The organism is Chryseobacterium sp. WG23 (assembly GCF_024586575.1).
Taxonomy (GTDB): domain Bacteria; phylum Bacteroidota; class Bacteroidia; order Flavobacteriales; family Weeksellaceae; genus Chryseobacterium.
Genome location: NZ_JALCZE010000005.1, coordinates 190,830 through 211,385, shown reverse-complemented (window position 1 = coordinate 211,385; position 20,556 = coordinate 190,830). Strand labels below are relative to the sequence as shown.

General features: G+C 38.1%; 17 protein-coding genes. 16 read left to right on the top strand and 1 reads right to left on the bottom strand.

Features of this window, described 5'->3' with window-relative positions; all coding sequences use genetic code 11:
* The first annotated feature begins 128 nt into the window (after positions 1-128).
* The 7 genes from MP477_RS09715 (at position 129) to MP477_RS09685 (ending at position 8,377) form a co-directional block, all read left to right on the top strand.
* Positions 129-1,523, top strand: a complete 1,395-nt coding sequence (locus MP477_RS09715) for a regulatory iron-sulfur-containing complex subunit RicT (RefSeq protein WP_230033510.1) — start codon at positions 129-131, stop codon at positions 1,521-1,523.
* On the top strand, positions 1,513-1,980 hold the full coding sequence (locus MP477_RS09710; protein ID WP_230033508.1) for a gliding motility lipoprotein GldH: 468 nt from the start codon (positions 1,513-1,515) through the stop codon (positions 1,978-1,980). Before MP477_RS09715 ends, MP477_RS09710 begins: the two co-directional genes overlap by 11 nt.
* A gap of 6 nt (positions 1,981-1,986) precedes the next feature.
* Positions 1,987-4,365, top strand: a complete 2,379-nt coding sequence (locus tag MP477_RS09705) for a transglycosylase domain-containing protein (RefSeq protein ID WP_257190267.1) — start codon at positions 1,987-1,989, stop codon at positions 4,363-4,365.
* A 75-nt stretch (positions 4,366-4,440) separates the two neighbouring features.
* Complete coding sequence (locus MP477_RS09700; RefSeq protein WP_257190266.1) at positions 4,441-5,982, top strand: YdiU family protein; 1,542 nt, start codon at positions 4,441-4,443, stop codon at positions 5,980-5,982.
* An 85-nt stretch (positions 5,983-6,067) separates the two neighbouring features.
* A complete protein-coding gene (locus tag MP477_RS09695) occupies positions 6,068-6,706 on the top strand; it encodes a choice-of-anchor J domain-containing protein (protein ID WP_257190265.1) in 639 nt (212 codons plus the stop codon).
* Between the two features lie 9 nt (positions 6,707-6,715).
* Positions 6,716-7,024 (top strand): T9SS type A sorting domain-containing protein, encoded by a 309-nt coding sequence (locus tag MP477_RS09690; protein WP_257190264.1) that lies wholly within the window; start codon positions 6,716-6,718, stop codon positions 7,022-7,024.
* 75 nt (positions 7,025-7,099) lie between these two features.
* Entirely contained in the window at positions 7,100-8,377 is a 1,278-nt protein-coding gene (locus MP477_RS09685) for a DUF6080 domain-containing protein (RefSeq protein ID WP_257190263.1), read from the top strand.
* Between the two features lie 55 nt (positions 8,378-8,432).
* Here the strand turns inward: MP477_RS09685 and MP477_RS09680 are convergent, their stop codons facing one another.
* Complete coding sequence (locus tag MP477_RS09680; RefSeq protein WP_230033492.1) at positions 8,433-8,990, bottom strand: SPOR domain-containing protein; 558 nt, start codon at positions 8,988-8,990, stop codon at positions 8,433-8,435.
* Positions 8,991-9,171: 181 nt separating this feature from the next.
* On the opposite strand from MP477_RS09680, the gene MP477_RS09675 reads away from it, so the two are divergent.
* The 9 genes from MP477_RS09675 (at position 9,172) to MP477_RS09635 (ending at position 20,529) form a co-directional block, all read left to right on the top strand.
* A complete protein-coding gene (locus MP477_RS09675) occupies positions 9,172-10,530 on the top strand; it encodes a c-type cytochrome (protein WP_202272019.1) in 1,359 nt (452 codons plus the stop codon).
* A gap of 23 nt (positions 10,531-10,553) precedes the next feature.
* Complete coding sequence (locus tag MP477_RS09670) at positions 10,554-13,622, top strand: TAT-variant-translocated molybdopterin oxidoreductase (protein ID WP_257190262.1); 3,069 nt, start codon at positions 10,554-10,556, stop codon at positions 13,620-13,622.
* Positions 13,623-13,647: 25 nt separating this feature from the next.
* On the top strand, positions 13,648-15,045 hold the full coding sequence (nrfD, locus tag MP477_RS09665; RefSeq protein WP_047484639.1) for an NrfD/PsrC family molybdoenzyme membrane anchor subunit: 1,398 nt from the start codon (positions 13,648-13,650) through the stop codon (positions 15,043-15,045).
* Positions 15,032-15,553: a DUF3341 domain-containing protein gene (locus MP477_RS09660; protein ID WP_047484637.1), complete on the top strand. Its 522-nt coding sequence runs from the start codon at positions 15,032-15,034 to the stop codon at positions 15,551-15,553. Before nrfD ends, MP477_RS09660 begins: the two co-directional genes overlap by 14 nt.
* On the top strand, positions 15,546-16,241 hold the full coding sequence (locus tag MP477_RS09655) for a cytochrome c (protein WP_257190261.1): 696 nt from the start codon (positions 15,546-15,548) through the stop codon (positions 16,239-16,241). Before MP477_RS09660 ends, MP477_RS09655 begins: the two co-directional genes overlap by 8 nt.
* 8 nt (positions 16,242-16,249) lie before the next feature.
* A complete protein-coding gene (locus tag MP477_RS09650) occupies positions 16,250-17,581 on the top strand; it encodes a quinol:cytochrome C oxidoreductase (protein ID WP_257190260.1) in 1,332 nt (443 codons plus the stop codon).
* Between the two features lie 144 nt (positions 17,582-17,725).
* Entirely contained in the window at positions 17,726-18,742 is a 1,017-nt protein-coding gene (locus MP477_RS09645; protein ID WP_257190259.1) for a hypothetical protein, read from the top strand.
* A 50-nt stretch (positions 18,743-18,792) separates the two neighbouring features.
* A complete protein-coding gene (locus tag MP477_RS09640) occupies positions 18,793-19,992 on the top strand; it encodes a hypothetical protein (RefSeq protein WP_257190258.1) in 1,200 nt (399 codons plus the stop codon).
* Positions 19,993-20,529: an adenine phosphoribosyltransferase gene (locus tag MP477_RS09635; protein ID WP_230033472.1), complete on the top strand. Its 537-nt coding sequence runs from the start codon at positions 19,993-19,995 to the stop codon at positions 20,527-20,529.
* Positions 20,530-20,556: the final 27 nt, after the last annotated feature.

Sequence of the window (20,556 nt, the reverse complement as noted above, 5' to 3'; positions counted from 1 at the left end):
AGAGCCTATATAAACATATTCAATTATTTTGTTTAACCTTAAACAATAAGGTTATTGAATATTTAAATATTTTAGAATTGCATAAAGATAAAAATACATAAATTTGCAAGATTATAAATAATAGTAATATGAGTTGTGGATGCAAAACATCCGGCGATTCTGCACATTCTTGCGGTCCCAAGAAGACTGCAAGTGGTTGTGAAAATGTAAATACCTGCGGGAATAGTTATAAATTAAGTGTTTTTGACTGGCTTTCTAACATCAACAATCCAGCATCTAACAGGTGTGACTTTGTAGAAGTTAGGTTTAAAAATGACAGGAAATCTTTTTATAAAAATGTAAACAATATCCCTTTACATATTGGTAGCGTAGTTACAGTAGAATCTAGCCCGGGACACGATGTAGGTGTTGTAAGCCTTACCGGAGAATTAGTGAAAATCCAGATGAAAAAGAAAAAAGCATCTGAAGAATCAGCACTAAAAATATACAGACAAGCCAACCAAAAAGACCTTGAGGTATGGCAGGAAGCAAGAAAAAAAGAGGACGCAGTAAAACTTGAAGCAAGAAAAATTGCCCACAGATTAGGACTTGAAATGAAAGTCACTGATGTAGAATACCAGGGTGATTCTTCAAAGATTACGTTTTATTATACTGCTGATACCCGAGTGGATTTCAGACAGCTGATAAAAGAATATGCAGGCTCCTTCAGAACAAAGATCGACATGAAACAGATCGGTTTCAGACAGGAAGCTGCAAAAGTAGGAGGAATAGGATCATGCGGACGTGAGCTTTGCTGTTCAACCTGGCTGACCGACTTCAGATCTGTAAATACCAATGTAGCAAGATATCAGCAGCTGAGTATCAACCCTCAAAAGCTGGCAGGACAATGTGGAAAGCTTAAATGCTGTCTTAACTATGAACTGGACAGTTATCTGGATGCATTAAGCAATTTCCCGTCTTCTTCCACCGTTTTGGAAACAGAAAAAGGGAGAGCATTCTGTATTAAAATAGACGTTTTCAAAAAGAAAATGTGGTTTGCTTATGTAGACAGCTCTATTGCCTGGTATGATTTTGATATTGATCTTGTAAAAAAATTGATTTCAAAAAATAAAAGAGGCGAAAGAACCCTTCCACTGGAAGATTTAAAACAACCTGACTTACCCCTTCAAAGTATTGACCTTATTCAGGAAAACAATGTAGACCGTTTCGAAAAGAAAAACCGGGGAAACAGAAACAGAAATAACCAGAATAAGCCAAACAACCCTCAACAGGGAGGGCAAGGACAGGGACAGAAGAGAACCAGACCGGAAAGACAAGACAGACCCGAAAGGTCTGAAAAACCGGAAAACCCAAATACTCAATCAGGAAATCAGCAGCCCAGACAACAAAAACCTAATCCACAGCAAAAACGTCCTGTGGAAAAGACAGAAAACAGTGCTGATGCTGAGAAAAAGCCACAAACGAACCCAAATAAGAAGAAATTTAAAAAGAAATTTCCTCCAAAAAAAGATAATGATGCGTAACATTTTAGGATTATTTTCCCTTATCCTTTTCTTTAGCTGTACTTCTTCTTCAGGAGAAGATGTCATTATGAATTCCGTTGATAACAAATGGAATAAGAAAAGTGAGCAAAAATTTAATCTTGAAATTTCAGATCCGCAGAATCCTAAAAATATTATATTTGTTGTAAGGAATAATAACGATTATCCTTACAGCAATATAAGATTCATTGTCAATTTTACCAATCTCCAGAATAAAAAGAAGGAAACCGACACGTTGAATTATGTTTTGGCAAAACCCAATGGAGAATGGCTTGGTACAGGCTTTGGTGATACAAAGGAAACGTTGTTTCAGTATAAATTGAATTATAGATTTCCAGGAAAAGGTAAATATGAAATCGGGCTGACTCAGGCTATGAGGAATGACAACCTTCCGGGAATTGAAGATATTGGGATAAAATTAGAAACGGCTAAACCGTAATCATAAATGGAAGAAAACAGAAAAAATACAGGAAACAAAGGGAAAACTTTCCCTCTGCCTCCCAAACAAAAGAAAAATACCTCTTGGAAAAAATGGGTTTCATTTATCTGGATTGGGCTCATTGCAGTAGTATTAGGAATTTCAGGCCTTTTCTTCGCTGTTTCTCAGGGTTTCCTTGGAGAAATGCCGGATGTAAAAGAACTTGAAAATCCGGATATCTTTGTCGCTTCTGAAATTATCTCTTCAGATGGCGTTACGCTGGGTAAGTTTGAAAAAGAAAAAACACAGCCTATTGTTTACAAGGATCTTCCTCCATATCTTATTTATGCATTACAGGCTAAAGAAGATGAACGTTTTAAAGAACATTCAGGAATTGACCTATACTCTATTGCCAGAGCCGTTGCTTACGGAGGAGGCCGTGGAGGTGGTTCTACTATTACCCAACAGCTGGCAAAGCTTCTTTTTACCGGAACAGCTTCTCAAAACAAAATAGAGAGAGCTTTCCAAAAGCTTAAAGAATGGGTAGTGGCAGTAAGTCTTGAAAAAAGATACACCAAGGAAGAAATCATTACCTTATATTTCAACAAATTTGATTTCCTTTTCAATGCAAACGGTGTTGAGATGGCTTCCAGAGTTTATTTTAATAAAAAAACTTCGGAACTTACATTGCCTGAAGCTGCCACTTTTGTAGCTATGCTCGAAAACCCAAGAAAAAACAACCCTTACAGATATCCTGAAAAAGCAAAGGAAAGAAGGAATGTTGTATTGGATCAGATGCAAAAAACCGGATATATTGATGCGGCAACGTATGAAAAAGCAATCAATACGCCTGTAGAAGTAGATTTCCACCCTATTAAAAGTATCACTGACGGATATTCCGCGTATTATAAGTTTTACCTGAGAAAGGAAATTGACAAATACCTGGCAGGATATGAAAAAGAAACCGGTAAAAAGCTTAACCTTTATAAAGACGGTTTAAAAATATATGTTACCCTTGATTCTAAAATGCAGAAGTATGCCGAAGAATCAATCAAAGAACACTTAACAGATCTTCAGAAGAGATTTGATGCAGAACAGAGAGGAAGAAAAAACAGGCCATTCTACTATCTTACGGACAAACAGATCAGTCAGGTAATGCTTCAGGCCATGAAAAGAACCGGTAGATATAAGCTGTTAAAAGCTGATGGTATGCCTGAAGATTCTATCATGATGGAGTTTAAAAAGCCTATCAAAACATCACGATTTACATGGAGCGGAGAAGAAGAGGTGGAAATGTCACCTTGGGATTCTATCAGATACCACAAGCAGATTGCACAGGCAGGACTAATGTCCATGGTTCCGGGAACCGGAGAAATCAAAGCCTGGGTAGGAGGTATTGATTGGCAGCACTTCCAATATGATCATATCAAGCAGGGTAAGAGACAGGTAGGATCTACCTTCAAACCTTTCGTATATGCTACGGCTATTATGAAACTTGGAATGACACCTTGCTCAACAGTTTCTAACGGAACTTACGATCACAATGGATGGCATGTGCCGGGAAGAGGAGGAATGCTTACTTTAAAAGATGGTTTGGCACACTCTCAAAACCCTATTGCCGCAAGACTTATTGAGATGACAGGCGTAGATGCTGTAATCCAGACAGCAAGAGATCTTGGTGTAACGGAAGATATCCCGAGAAACAATACTATTGCCCTGGGTTCATCAGATATTACCATCTATGAAATGCTAGGTGCCTACAGTACTTTTGCGAATTATGGTAACCACAATAAACCGGAAATGATCTGGAGAATTGAAGATGCCAACGGAAGAGTAATCAAAGAAGTAAATGTAGAACCAAAAGAGGTAATGAACCCACTATACGCTTACACCATGATCGAATTGATGAAAGGTGTGGCACAGTACGGAACAGCTTCAGGAGAGCTGGGAAGAAGAGGAATTTCAAAAGGAGTGGAAATTGCCGCCAAAACAGGTACCACACAGAACAACTCTGATGGTTGGTTTATGGGAATCACTCCTAAACTGGCAACCGGAGCATGGGTTGGATGGGAAGACAGAGCCACTCACTTCTTTGGTACCGGTGAAGGTCAGGGAGCAAGAATGGCATTGCCAATTTGGGCTATCTACATGAAAAAGGTATGGGCAGATAAAACCCTGGGAGTATCTCCGGATGATAAGTTTATTAAGCCTTCAGACTGGAAAGACGGTTGCTCAAACCTTAGGGGCTTAAGCGGAGGTTATGGAGATGATGGAAGTCTTCAAACAATTGACGAAATTAAAAATCCAAGAGCAGCAGACCCTAGTCCAAAGAAAACCACAGAAAAGAAAGAGGAAAACATCAATGAGAATCTTCACTCAAACGATGAGGTAGATTTTAATAAATAATTTCTCTTTTAGAAATACACAAGACCTTTCAAGAATTTGAAAGGTCTTTTCTTTTATAATTAATACCTTTGATGTATGAATATCGAACGCATCAGACAACCTTTCATTAAGAAATTTCCAGGAGATTTTTCCGGCAACCTTATGCAGAGAAATACGCCCAAGGTTTTATTTGCTACCATTAGCCCGGCAGGATTTGGCGAACCTAAGCTAATAGCTTTTAATCAAACACTTTCCGAAGAAATAGGATTAGGGGCATTTGAAGAAAAAGATCTTGATTTTCTGGTTGGAAACAAGCTTCCAGAAAATATTCAAACCTATGCCACAGCCTATGCCGGACATCAGTTTGGAAACTGGGCAGGACAGCTTGGAGACGGAAGAGCAATTCTGGCAGGGGAAATTGAAAATAATTCAGGCCAAAAGACAGAATTGCAATGGAAGGGAGCAGGTGCAACACCTTACTCACGGCATGCAGACGGAAGAGCCGTATTAAGATCTTCAGTCCGGGAATATCTGATGAGTGAAGCTATGTATCATCTGGGTGTTCCCACTACAAGAGCCTTAAGCCTGGCTTTTACAGGAGAAGATGTGGTTCGTGATATGATGTATAACGGAAATCCACAACTGGAAAAAGGAGCTGTGGTCATAAGAACAGCGGAAAGCTTTCTCCGTTTTGGTCATTTTGAACTCATGTCTGCACAAAGGGAATATAAAACCTTACAGGAACTTGTAGATTTTACCATTGAGAATTACTTTCCCGAAATCTCTTCATCAGGCATTCAGAGATATAAAGATTTTTTTGAAAACGTCTGTACAAAAACTGCAAATTTAATAGTTGAGTGGTTCAGAGTAGGCTTTGTGCATGGAGTAATGAATACAGACAATATGTCAATTTTGGGATTAACCATAGATTACGGGCCTTATTCAATGATGGATGAATATGATTTGAATTTTACACCAAATACCACTGACCTTCCGGGAAGAAGATATGCTTTTGGAAAACAGGGCCAGATTGCCCAATGGAATCTCTGGCAGCTTGCCAATGCTCTTCATCCCATAATTAAAGACGAAAAATTTTTAGAAGATACCTTAAATCATTTTGGGACCTATTTCTGGGAGAGCCATGATGCAATGCTTTGTAGAAAATTCGGTTTTGATGAGCTGCGTAAAGAGGATGAAGATTTTTTTACCAACTGGCAGGGCCTGATGCAGGAATTGCAGCTGGATTACACTTTATTTTTCAATTATCTTGAAAAACTCCCTTATACTACAGATGTAAAAGACTTCTTCAACAAGGTTTCCTATACTCCGGTTAATGAAGAAAAACTGAAAAAGCTGGAAGATTTTCTTACTACATACAACTCCCGTTTAAATCTAAACACCATTTCAAGAGAGGATTCTTTAGCTTTAATGAAAAAAACAAATCCTAAATTCACACTCAGAAACTACCTGCTCTATGAATGTATTGAAGAGATCAGCATTGGGAGAACAGACATGCTGAAAAAACTAACCGAAGCACTAGAAAACCCCTATGAAGAAAGGCATCCTGAGTTTTCAGCCAAACGCCCAAACAGCTATAATGACATTACCGGATGTTCTACACTTTCCTGCAGTTCTTAGCAAAAGGTTAATATTTTTCTTTATTCATTGAATATTCATTACACTATTAAAATATTTTTCTTAATTTTATGAAAAATATTTTAACATGAAAAAAGCTATACTTTGTTTAAGTTTATTGTTCGGAACAATAGCACACTCTCAAACAGTCTTACTAGATGAAGGCTTTGAATCTTACACGAATTTTGCCATTACAGGATTCGGAAACTGGTCCACACTCGATCTGGACGGTTTAAACACGTACTATGGCGGAGGTCCGGTAATTGGTGGTGAAACTTCTCCAACATGGGCACCTGATTGGACTAACGCAGGAAGCCCAATGGCTTTTCAAATTTTCAACCCGTCAGCTAGTAATGCTACTAACAACTTAACTGCAACTGCAGCAGATGAAGAAGTAAGAGACTTCACTCCTCACACCGGACTTAAATATGCAGCAGCATGGGCAGGATCACCTGCTGGGGGAGTAAATGCCAACAATGACTGGTTGATTTCTCCTGCATTAACTTTAGGAAGCAGTGCAAATACTCTAACATTTTGGGTAAAAGCTATGTCACCTGCTTTTGTAGAAAGCTATAAAGTAGGAGTATACACAGGAACTGGTACCCCAACGTCCAGTGCCAATTTTACTATAATTTCAGGAATTTCTCCCAAAATTGCTCCTTATGCAGCATGGCAGCAGGTTACTTTGAATTTAGATGCCTATGCAGGACAAACTATAAAAATATGATTCCAATACATGTCGGCAGATAAATACATGTTTATGCTGGATGACGTAAAAGTTACAGCTACGGGAGTACTTGCTACCAGTGAAACTTCAAAAACAAAATCTGCTATTTCTCTTTATCCTAACCCTACACAAGGAGAAATCAATATCAAAACTGATAAGAAAATAAAAACTACTTCAATTTTTGATATGTCTGGTAAAGCAACCCATCAAACAGATTCTTCAAAAACAGATATTTCAGACCTGCCAAAAGGAACGTATCTGATGAAGATAGAATTTGCAGACGGTACTTCTACTACAGAAAAAATCATTAAGCAATAATACGTTTATACAAACTTTATAGAACCACCAGTTTTTGGTGGTTTTTTTATTTTACTTTTGCAAAAAATATGACCCGTGTCTTTGATCAAAACAAAATTCATTCATTTTTTAAAGCTGGTATTTCCTTCCACTTATACAGAAGTGGCCGTTTTTTTATTTTTCATCACCTGCTATGGAATCCTTGGTTCTTACATAGCCATTAACTACAGAATCATATTTGACAGCAGAATTCCATGGGATGCTTACTTTAGTTTTGATAATAAATCAATCCTTATGACGGGAGGAAGTTTCGAAAGACATCCTCTATCCTATTATTTTTTCAATTGGATCAGAGAATTCTCACTTTTTATGTCCGGTGGTAAAATGGATGCCAACTTCAGGCTTACACTGGCATGGCTCAGCAATATCATCATAACATTGAATATTGTTCAGGTTTTTAAGTACTTAAAAAACATTATCAGGCTTCCTTTACAGTTCAACCTACTCCTCATTCTGTTTTTTGGTATTTTTTCAACGAATATCATCCTGTCATTCACTCCTGAAAACTTCACTTATACTCTATTCTTACTTAGCTTATACAACCACTATGCAGCCATCAAATTAAAAAAGCAGGAAAAAACACCTACAGCAGCACTATCATTGGCGGCCATTACTATTGGAGGCCTTACTATAACCAATCTTGTCAAGGTTTTCATTCCGGTATTTTTTGAAAAAGGTCTTTTCCGGGATTGGAAAAAAATAGGCAACGCAATTGTAAGGGGAAGTATTGCAATCATCTGCTATGCATTACTCTACCTGAACCGGATAGATTTTAAATACCAGAACATATTTTCAAAAACCAATCAGCAGTATGAAAAATTCTCTAATGTAGAATCCATACCCACGTGGGATATGGTTCTTTCATTCTTTTTTGGCGGTAACATTTTATTCCCGGGTTTTATCATATCTGACAAACATAATATGAAAGGATTTTCCTTTAAGGCCCTTTATATGGAGCCGTATTCATCAGTGTTTTCATATATTTTCGTAGGTGTATTATTAGCATTGATAACCTGGAGTTATTTTAAGAATTTTAAAAATAAATGGGTCCAGATTATTATGATCTCATTTTTTGTTGATATGACCATCCACTGTGTCATGAGATTCGGTCTCCACACCTCCTATATCTATGGAGGGCACTTTGTTTTTGTCTACCCACTGCTCATAGGGTGGCTTTTCTATGCTTACAGATCATCCCCAAAAATATCCGCATTTTTAACATTAACCGTTGCTCTGCTGTTTGTTTACCTGCTGACCAACAACTGGTATAGAATGTCCGAGTTTTTCTGGTTCCTGGAAACTTATTACCAATAGAAAAGGCTGAGAAAATTTTCTCAGCCTTTTTAGTATTTGTGAAATCAAATCTCTTTTATTTTGCTTCCGCACAGAAAATTCTGTACTGTACAGCAACAGCAGATTTGAAATATTCTCTGATTCTTGAAAGATCACCCGCAGCACTTTGTTTTGTAAAGTAACTTCCGGCTAAAATCTTATAATTTGGTCTTAAAGAAGCATCGGTTTCCACCTTAAGATTGGGGAATCTCTTTCTGAAATAAGCCTTCACCTCATTAGCTTCCTCATTGCTTTTAACCGTTGTAATCTGAATTTTAAATCCTAAAATTCTAGGATTTTTTTTACAAATCTCAGCATTTGTAAGTTCTCTATTTGGAACATAAATTTTAGGTGGCCTCGTGATTCCTCCAGTAGAAATACCATTATCGGTATTATTAGAATCTTTAGTTGGAATATTACTCGCAACTTTGGAACATTTGCCTTCAATTCCTTCCAAGGCAGTATTAATTTTAGAATCCATAGTCATGACAAGCTCCGTTCCCGAAAGCGTATCCTTTTTAACAACTTGCTGTGCTTCAATATTATAAAATCCTAATAATGATAATATTGAAAATATTTTGATCAGATTTCTCATTTAAACTTGTTTCCGCAAATTTATACAAATTAAAAAACTATACCAAACAGGTTATTTAGAATCAATACAAATTAACCTTAAATGACATTTTCCCCTTTTTATATGCCGTTAAATTAGTGTTAAAAATATTATTTTTGCGGGATTGATATGTTCAATATTTTACTAACATAAGATAATTTAAATGATTAGTTGGAGAAAGCATTATAAAAAAACGTTGATCGCAATAGGCTTATTGCTATCAACCAGTGCTTCATTTTACGGGCAAGACGGCGATCCTAAAAACGGAGAGAAACTTTTCAAAGCGAATTGTACTGCATGCCATGCGCTGGACAAACAGGTTATTGGACCTCCATTAAAAGGGGTTGTAGAACGTGTAAAGACAGAGGGTGGTGTAGACAAAGATTGGCTTCACAAGTGGATCAAAGACAACAAAGCTCTTAGAGCTTCTGGGGATAAATACGCCAATGAGATTTTTGAAAAGTATAATAAGACTGAGATGTTACAGTTTCCTAATCTTACAGAGAAGGATATTGATGACATTTTAGCTTTCACTACTAATCCTCCGGCTCCGGAAGAGAAAAAACCGGAAGCAACTTCTGCAACTGGCGCAGCCGCGGCAGCACCTGCAGACAAAACTACTACAAACATTGTCATCATTTCTCTTTTAGCGATTGCAGGTTTATTAGTTTGGATCTTGGTAAAACTAAGACAGCTGGTAACACTAGGTCAGTCTGAAGAATTAGCGGGTCTTAATGAAACAAGGGTTCGTTCGTTCAAGGAAATGTATGAGAAGTTCCACTACGTTGGGAAGATAGCTTTAACTATTCTGGCTATTCTTGCAGCTTACGGAGTATGGAACTGGCTAATGTGGATCGGGGTGTACAAAGGGTACAAACCAGAACAACCTATCTACTTCTCTCACAAAATTCACGCTGGAGAACAGAAAATTGACTGTCAGTTATGTCACTCCAGTGCCAAATATGGAAAAGTATCTGAGATTCCTTCTATGAACGTTTGTATGAACTGTCACAGAACAATTTCTGAATACAACGCAGATCACTACATGGAGCCAGGAAAAGACAAGGCATTCTATGACGGAGAAATCCAGAAGATCTATGCTGCAACAGGTTGGGATCCTGCAAAACAACAGTACACAGGAAAAACTCAGCCGGTTGAATGGACAAGAATCCACAACATGCCAGACTTCGTGTACTTCAACCACTCTCAGCACGTAGTAGCTGGTGAGCAGGCAATCATCAATTCTTTCAACAAAAAGAATCCTGACAACAAAATTGATGTTGTATGTAAAGCTTGTCACGGAAAAATTGATACAATGAATGTTGTTCAAATGGCTAACGACTTTACTATGGGATGGTGTATCGAGTGCCACAGAACGACTGAAGTTGATATGAACAACGGTTATAATAAAGAGTACTTCAAGAATCTACATGACAAGTTGAAAAAACAATATCCTAAGGATGGAGGTAAAATCACTGTAGATGCAATTGGAGGTCTTGAGTGTGGTAAATGTCATTATTAATAACTAAAAAATTAGAAGTATAAATGGCTTCAAACAAAATACAATTCAGAAGTATTCATGAACTTAAAGACCCAGCTTTAAATAATAAGCTGGCTCAGAAAGAGTTTCAGGAAGAAATTCCGGTAGAAGATTTCCTTGGAGATGCTGAGAACAACGGATCAAGTACTTCAAGAAGAGACTTCCTAAAGCTTTTAGGATTCTCTACAGCAGCAGTTACATTAGCTGCCTGTGAAGCTCCGGTAATCAAAACAATTCCTTATGTGGTAAAGCCACATGATATTATTCCGGGAGTACCCAATTATTACGCTTCCACTTATTTTGATGGTTTCGACTTTGCCAGTGTTTTAGTAAAGACTCGTGAAGGTAGACCTATCAAAATTGATCCAAACCCAGCAGCTGGTGATTTAGGTAAAACTAACGCAAGAGCTCAGGCAAGTGTACTTTCTCTTTATGATAATGATAAAGTAAAGCAGCCTAAACTGGATGGTAAGGACGAAACTTTCGATAAAGTAGACAGCTTTGTTCTTAAAGGATTGGAAGATGCGAAAGCTGCAGGTAAAAAGATTGTGCTTTTGTCACACTCTTTTGCTTCACCAACTTTCAAAAAGCTATTTGCTGAATTCAAAGCAAAATATCCTACAGCAGAATTAGTAACCTATGATGCTTTCCCTTACTCTGCGTCTCTGGATGCAGCTCAGGAAGTATTCGGACAGAGAGCATTACCAGTATATGACCTTAAAGGTTCTGAATTGGTAGTTTCTTTCCAGGCTGACTTCTTAGGAGACTATAATGCTTCAAGCTTAGAAACTTCTTACGCAGCAGCAAGAAAGCCGGGTCCAAACATGTTGAGACACATCCAGGTGGAATCTAACATGTCATTGACAGGTGCTAATGCTGACTCAAGATACAGATTAAAGCCAAGTGCCGTAAACAAAACTTTAGTTGAGGTTTACAATGCAATCGTAGGTGGTGGTACTTCTGATAAGACGGCTACTGAAATTGCGAACGAACTTAAAGCAAAAGGCAGCAAAGCTGTTGTTTTAGCTGACAGTTCTAAAGCAGCACAGGTTTTAGCACACTTAATCAACCAAAAATTAGGTTCAGTAGCTTTCACTGGTAAAGCAAACTTCCTGAAAGAATTTGATAAAGCAAGATACCAGGAATTCTTAGGATGGGTAAATGCAGGTCAGGTTGGCGTATTAATCGCAAACAATGTAGACCCTATTTACTCTCATCCAAAAGGAGAAGATTTCAAAAAATCTTTATCAAAAGTTGCCTGTGTAGTAGCTGTTGCTGATAAGAAAAATGAAATGTACAAAGCAGCGAAAGCTGTAATTCCTGTAGCTAACTGGCTGGAATCCTGGGGTGATATTGAACCTCAGACAGGAGTATATTCATTAATGCAGCCTACGATCCAGAAAATCTACAAGTCAAGACAAATTGAAGAATCTTTATTGGTTTGGAAGAATGGAAAAAACAATGCTGCTAACAACTACTATGACTATTTAAAAGCCAGCTCAGCTTCTATCTTAGGTGCTACTTCTTTCAATAAGGCTTTATATAACGGTATTGTTACTTCTAACAACGCAACAACATTATCTTATACAGGTGGAAACGCTGCACAGGCGGTTGCTGAATTAGGAAACTTTAAAGCTTCCGAATTAGAATTGGTATTATACACTAAGACTTCAATGGGAGATGGTACTCAGGCAAACAACCCTTGGTTGCAGGAATTACCGGATCCTCTTACCAGAATGTCTTGGGACAACTACTTGACAATTTCTCCTAAAGATGCAGAGAAATTTGCGATTGATAACGATCTTAATGCAAGAATGCAGTTGGATGGTTCTATCGTAAACCTTACTGTAAACGGAGTAACAATAAAAGATGTTCCTGTATTCATTCAGCCTGGTCAGGCAGAAGGATCTGTAGGTCTAGCGCTTGGTTATGGTAAAAAGAACTCAGGAGCTACTGCAGATACAGGGGTAAATGCTTATCCATTATTTGATGGTTCTAATCTGGCTCTTTCAGGAGTTAAAATTGAAAAGACAGGAGAAGATCACGAATTTGCAGGTATCCAGCTTCAAAACACCTTAATGGGACGTTATGAAATTGCTAAGGAAGTTCCTTTAGCGGAATTCATCAGCGTACCTTTTGATGATGAGCACAAAGGATGGAATAAGCCTTTGGAATACCACACCATCAGTGGAGCACTTCCAGCAAGAAAAATTGACCTTTGGGATGCTTTTGATGATACAGATGGTCCTCACTTCAACTTATCTATCGACTTAAACTCTTGTACAGGTTGTGGAGCTTGCGTTATTGCATGTCAGGCTGAAAACAACGTTCCTGTAGTAGGTAAAGAAGAGGTAAGAATGTCCAGAGATATGTATTGGTTAAGAATTGACCGTTACTATTCTTCAAGACAGAAAGTAGAGGTATATGAAGGATTAAAAGAAGGAATGGCTGTACCAGAATTATACGGTACTGCTTTCAATAAAGAAGGAGGTGCATTAAACCACCCTGCAGACAATCCGGATGTAATCTTCCAGCCTGTAATGTGTCAGCACTGTAACCACGCTCCATGTGAAACTGTATGTCCGGTAGCGGCTACTTCACACGGTAAGCAAGGTCAAAACCATATGGCTTACAACAGATGTATCGGTACCAGATATTGTGCAAACAACTGCCCGTACAAAGTAAGACGTTTCAACTGGTTTACGTATAACCTAAATGACAAGTTCGACTTCAACATGAACAACGATTTAGGAAGAATGGTACTTAACCCAGACGTAGTTGTAAGAACTAGAGGGGTAATGGAGAAATGTTCAATGTGTATCCAAGAAACTCAGGCTACTATTTTAGCAGCTAAGAGAGACAACAGAAAAGTAACAGATGCTGAGTTTAAAAACTCTTGTGCTTGTGCTGCTGCTTGTTCTACTGGAGCAATGACGTTCGGAGACATGAATGACAAAGAATCTGAAGTTAGAGATTTATATTCTAGCAACAGAAGATATTATTTACTAGAGGAGATCGGAACCAAACCAAATGTGTTCTATCATACTAAAGTAAGAAACAGAGTAGAAAAATAAAGTTTAAATAATAAATAGGTAAAAAATGTCAGGACATTACGAAGCTCCGATAAGGGAACCTCTGATTATTGGTCACAAAACTTATCACGATATCACAGAAGATATTGCACGACCTATCGAAGAAAGAGCAGGTAAATTATGGTGGATTTCACTATATGCCGCACTAGTTCTATTCATCTATGGATTCGGCTGTATCGCTTATACTATCGGGACAGGTATTGGAGCATGGGGGCTTAACAGAACTATTAACTGGGGTTGGGATATTACCAACTTCGTATGGTGGGTAGGTATCGGTCACGCCGGGACCCTAATCTCAGCAGTATTATTATTATTTAGACAGAGATGGAGAATGTCTGTAAACAGATCTGCAGAGGCGATGACGATCTTTGCGGTGGTACAGGCAGCAATCTTCCCTGTAATTCACATGGGTAGAGTTTGGGTTGGATACTGGGTATTCCCTTTACCAAACCAGTTCGGTTCTCTTTGGGGGAACTTTAACTCTCCTCTATTATGGGACGTATTTGCGATCTCAACTTATTTCTCAGTATCAACTGTATTCTGGTTTATGGGATTAATCCCTGACTTTGCAATGATCAGAGATAGAGCAAAAACTCCTTGGACTAAGAAGATTTATACATTCTTAGCTTTCGGTTGGGGTGGTAAAGCAAAACACTGGCAGAGATTCGAAGAACTTTCTTTGGTTCTTGCAGGGTTAGCTACTCCACTTGTATTCTCGGTACACACTACGGTATCTTTTGACTTCGCAACTTCAGTTATTAAAGGATGGCACTCTACAATCTACCCTCCTTACTTCGTAGCTGGTGCAATCTTCTCAGGATTCGCGATGGTACAGACCCTATTGTTGATTGCCAGAAAAGTTTGTCACCTTGAAGATTACATTACTATGTATCATATCGAAATTATGAACATCGTAATCGTTTTAACAGGGGGTATGGTAACGGTAGCCTATGCTACTGAATATTTCATCGGATGGTATTCCGGATCAAGATTTGAAGACTTTACGTACCTTTCACCAGGTGCTGCAGTAGGACCTTACTGGTGGGCTTTCTGGTCATTGATTATCTGTAACCTTGTTGTTCCTGCATCTTTCTGGTTCAAAAAAGCAAGAACCAATATTATCTGGACATTCATTGTTGCATTGATCATTAACATCGGTATGTGGTTTGAGCGTTTCGATATCATCGTTATCAACCTTTCAAGAGATTACTTACCAGGATCTTGGACTATGTTTAAGCCAACGATCATTGATGTGGGTGTATACTTAGGAACAATCGGATTCTTCTCTGTATTATTCTTATTATACGCAAGAACATTCCCTGTAATTGCACAGGCTGAATTAAAATCGATTCTGAAAATTTCAGGTGAAACTTATAAAGCAAAAGAAGGAGATGAGCACCACTAAAATTGTATACGGACTTTATGCTGACGACGACGATTTAATGAACGGCGTTAAAGCATTCAACGATAAAGGAATCAAAATAAACGAAGTATATACTCCGTTTCCGGTTCACGGACTAGACAAAGCTTTAGGATTAAAGAAAACAAGAATTTCTGATGCGGCCTTTCTATATGCTCTTTATGGTGTTACTATCGGTGCTACGGTTACCTGGTATGTAATGAACCATGACTGGCCTCAGAATATTGGTGGTAAACCAGCTTTTGACTGGGCACACAATATGCCGGCATTCGTAGTTCCAATGTTCGAATTAATGGTATTCTGTGCAGCTCACATGATGTCTTTAACTTTCTTGGTTAGAAACAAAATGTATCCAGGAGCTCCCGCTCAGAACCCGGATCCAAGAACTACTGATGATAAATTCATGATGGAATTTGTAACTGAAGATGTAGAATCTGTAAAACAGTTACTTATTGAAACTGGAGTTGAAGAAATAACTGTTAAAGATGCTTAAAATGAAAAAGAATGTATTAAAAATTACAGCAGTTTTAGGTTTAACTACAGTTTTACTTAACTCTTGCGGACCAAAAGACAATGCTCCATTGGTATATTTCCCGGACATGTATTTTCCGGTAGCTTATGACCCATTGATGAAAGCTCAGGATGCATACTCAGATCATGAAAATGAAATCCCTGCGTTTGTAAAAAACAGCTTTGCAACAGGTCTTGCTCCCGTAGAAGGTTCAGTGGCTCAAAATAAAGACGGAATCTTTGAAGAAGGTTTACTTCCTAAAAATGTAGATCAATACAATGCAGGATATGACGCTTCCAAGACTATGACAACCTCTCCTCTTAATCCGGCAAACGCTGCTAAAGATATTGAAAGAGGAAAAATGTTGTTTGACCGTACTTGTGCTGCATGTCATGGAACAGGAGGTGATGGGCAAGGTCCAATTGTACAAACCGGTGCTTTCTCTGGTGTACCCAACTATGCTGATAGAGAAATTACGGTAGGATCTGTTCATTATGTATTAACAAACGGTAGAAATGCAATGGGATCTTATGCGGGACAACTGAACGCAGGAGACAGATGGAGAGTGGCAATGTATGTGATGAGTGCTTTCAAAAAAGGAGCAGCAGCACCGGCAGCAGCTACAGCAGCGGCGCCAGCAACTGAAACGACTACCGAAACTAAAAAATAAGAAAAGAAATGTATAGTTTTTCACCAAAATTAAAATCAACTTCTATAATACTTCTTGTTGTAGGTTTAGTTCTGTTTGGTATTGGCTTCTTTATGAATAAAGGACTTTCTACTGAGAAAATAGAACAAATGATGGAAGCTGTTCATGCTTCAGGTCATAATGCTCCTACACACTCAAGTGAAATGGTTGGACCACAGGATCACGCGGCTCATTTAGAGCATGCCGAGCTTCAGGTTCACAACCAGCCATTAGCATCGCTGCACTTTGTAGCTGTCTTTTTCTTTGGAGTAAGTTGTGCTGTATTGTTTTTTTACTGTATTCAGCATGCTGCCCACGCTGGTTGGCCAATTATTATTACAAGAGTAATGGAAGCTATTGCTTCTTATATTCCTTACGGAGGTGCAATTCTGGTTATTATGATGATATTGAATATCACGCACAATGGCCACCTATTCCACTGGATGGATCCGGAATTAACCAATCCTGAATCTGCACACTTTGATGTCATTTTATTCGAAAAGAAAAGATTCTTAAACATACCTTTCTATGCTATCAGAACGATCATTTATGTAGTAGGTGCTTCATTCTTCGCATGGAAACTGAAAGCTCAGTCTAAAAAAGTAGATGAAACTAAATCTAAAGTTGAGTATCAGATGCTTTACAGATGGGCAGTAGGATATATTGCATTCTTCGGATTTGCTTCTGCTGCTTGGGCTTGGGACTGGTTAATGTCTATTGATCCTCACTGGTATTCTACAATGTATATCTGGTATTCAATGGTTAGCTGCCTTTCAAGTGGTATTGCTGTAATCATTCTATTAAGTGTTTATCTTAAGAAAAATGGTTTCTTACCTCAGTTCAATGACAATCACTTACACGATTTAGGAGTATTCCTTTTCGCTACAAGTATGCTTTGGACGTATACATGGTTCGCTCAGTTCATGCTTTACTGGTATGCCAACGTTCCCGAAGAGGTTAACTACTTCTTTGGAAGATTCCAGCACTATGGTACTACATTCTTACCAATGCTTATTGTAAACTTCTTATTACCGTTATTGGTATTAGTGAGCAGCAGCATCAAGAGAAACTACAAAGTAGTAACAATAATGGCTGTAGTAGTTATTTTAGGACACATCCTGGATTACTTCAACATGGTAATGCCTGGAACGGTAGGACCATACTGGAACACTCCTGAAGTATTCCTATTAATATTGGGAGCTCTCCTATTCGTAGTTGGATTGTTTATGTTTACTGTACTTTCCGCTTTATCTAAACTGAAGCTGATTCCTACAGGAAACCCTTACTTACACGAATCTGAAATTTATGAGTATCCTTTCTAAGGGCTTGTAACAAAATAAAATTATAAAAGACTGATTGGTAAACGATCAGTCTTTTTTTATGCCGTCAGCCCAGACAGCTGTCGTATTAGTATTCATTTTTTGCATATTCATAAGCCTGATGTCTAATCGCAATAATATAGTACTATGAAAAAAATGTATCTGGTTTACCTGCTATTCTGCCTGGCCTCCATTTTTACCCATGCCCAGACCATTACTTTCGTTTCCGAAAAAAGCAACATTCCTCTTCCAAAGGTTTCTGTTTTTGGTAAAGACGGCAGCATACTCGCCTATTCTGATATTGATGGAAAAATTGATAAGCAATCCTTGTCCCCTGCTCAGGAAAAATTCCAGCTGGTTTATAATAATTTTCTGGTGGCAACGCTCTCCTATTCAGATTTTGACCAGCCTGTTATTAAGATCAATGATCAGGTGAAAGAAATAGAAACGGTAGTCATTAAAAATAATAAGCCTGCAAAATACATTCTTATCAAAGGGAATTTTAATTCTTATGTTACCGTCAACAATAAACTGAATGCCTATGCTGATGGAATTGTAACCTATATCTTCGATAATAAAACAAAAAAGCTGAAAAGCAGCCGGGTGGAACAATATCGGGTATACAGACTTATAGATCCTAAGAAAGAAAAGAAACAGACCGCTCTTTGGGATTATGGTAGTTCATTAGGAATTCCCAATATGAAAAAAGTGGGAAATCTTGATGAATACAAAAAGAAAAACATAAAAATTAAAGAACTTAAAGGCAGCGGCAAGGATGAAATTGAGGTTAGTGGCGAGTACCTGCAGCAACAAGAATTTGCACTGTTTGGATTCCGTTTTTTTGATCTGAGAGGAATTCAGAATATGGCTTTTGAAAAGGATTCTCAAAAAACACTCAAAGACTTACTGGAATTTAATGAAATCCTTTTTATTAAACTAAAGCATAAAAGTGAGGAAAACTACAACCAGATTATTTCTTATCAAAATCTTTATCCTTCAGAAATCAGCTTCAGTGATACCAACGATACTGATGAAGTAAAATTTAATAAAGACTACAGCAACTACAAAACCCAGTATTGGCAAGACTCCTCATTCCCCAATATGCAGACCATTTTTAGCTCTTTTTTCAAGGACAACTTGAAGGAAAAACAAAATAAAAAATAAAATCCACTATTAATAAAGGTTTTATTAAATTTGCAACAAACCAAATAAAAATGAAAAAGTTTTCTTTTCTACTTGTTTTCAGTCTGTTGCTTTTCACAGCATGTAAGAAAGATCATGTAGATGCTACGAATACTAAAACACTGCAGTCGAGTATCAATGATATGACGGCCAGCTTATCAACCATTAAACAGATAAAGTTTAATGAAGCTCTTTATATCCTTAAAACATTCGGTGTGGAAGCAGATGGTGATGTGAACGAGCTAAAAGCACTTGGGAAACTGATTGACGGAAAAAAGGTACCTGAGATCCTGACACTGGCAGACCAAATTGCACAGAAAAACGGAATCGAGTGGGCAAGCACCGGCCCGCCTTCATTGGGAGAAATGAATATCTTCGGAGATGATAAAGCCAAAGAAAGTGATCCTAATGATGTAAAAGCAGGAGCGCTAAGCCTTGTTACAAGACCAACGGGAGATGACGGAACTGGAGCTCCTACCTCAATACAGATTATTCCAAGACTTGTAGATGCTGCAGGCAATCCGGTATCATTTACCGGTGCAGGACTAGAGGCAACATTAGAGGTTTTCAGCAACGGAGTGAGACTTTCTACAGCCAAAAACCTGATGCAGGATAATAACTTTAAAGGTTTTAACCTGAAATTCTCGTCTATTCCGGCTTCAAAAGTAGTTGATAATAAAATAGATATCACTGTTTCAGTAAAAACAACGGCAAAAACATTCAAGATGTCAAAAATAGGGCTTGATGTAAATGCTGCTGCCCTGAAAGTTCCTGCCGTTCCTAAAACAGACACTGCATCAGTAACTCAGCAGCCAAGTGGTGTAATAGATCCGAATAATCCTTCAACAACACCTACCACTACAGAACCAGGAACTGCAACTCCTACAGCACCGGCTGCTCCGAAGCAACCTGCCGCAGATCCTAAAAATACAGTAAGTAAATTTTTGAACAGCGTAAGCTCTCAAAATCTAAAAGCAGCATACGATGCCTCCAACAACCCAAGCTGGGGAAGCTATGAGTCTTTCTCAAACCCTACTTCAGGTTTCGGATCTGTAAAAAATGTAAGCGTAAAAAACATTACTACAAGTGCTACCAATCCTAATGGAGCAAGTGTAAATGCAACGTATGATGTAACCGATAAAAACGGTAAAACGACATCTCTAAAAGTAACTTTCGGACTTAAAAATGTAAACGGAGACTGGAAAATTTCCAGCTATAAAATAAACCCATAAATGGCTTCAGCAGAACTGATCAAAAGACTAGAAGAAACAATTGAAAATTTCCCTGACTTTCCAATACCAGGAATACAGTTTAAGGATATTTCACCTATTTTTCTAGACCCAAAACTATATGAAGATGTAATAGCCGATCTGGTTACCTTCAGCAAAGGAAAAATAGACGCTGTATGCGGAATAGAAAGCCGGGGTTACCTTTTTGGGATTGCCATTGCAGTGGCATTGGAAGTTCCGTTCATTCTGATCAGAAAAAAAGGAAAACTTCCGCCACCTATTATTTCAGAGAAATATGACCTGGAATATGGTACTGCTGAAATAGAAACCCGTGAAGGACAAATCAAAAAAGGACAGAGAATACTGATACATGATGACCTATTGGCTACCGGAGGTACTACCGAAGCAGCAGCCAAACTGGTAGAGAAACAAGGAGCTACCGTCTCTCAGTTCAGTTTCCTTATTGGTTTAAAAGGCCTGGGGGGAGATGAAAAACTTAAAAAGTTCGGTGCCGAAATCTATCATATCTTAGAATACTAAGAACTTTACTTATAAATTATTCGACTC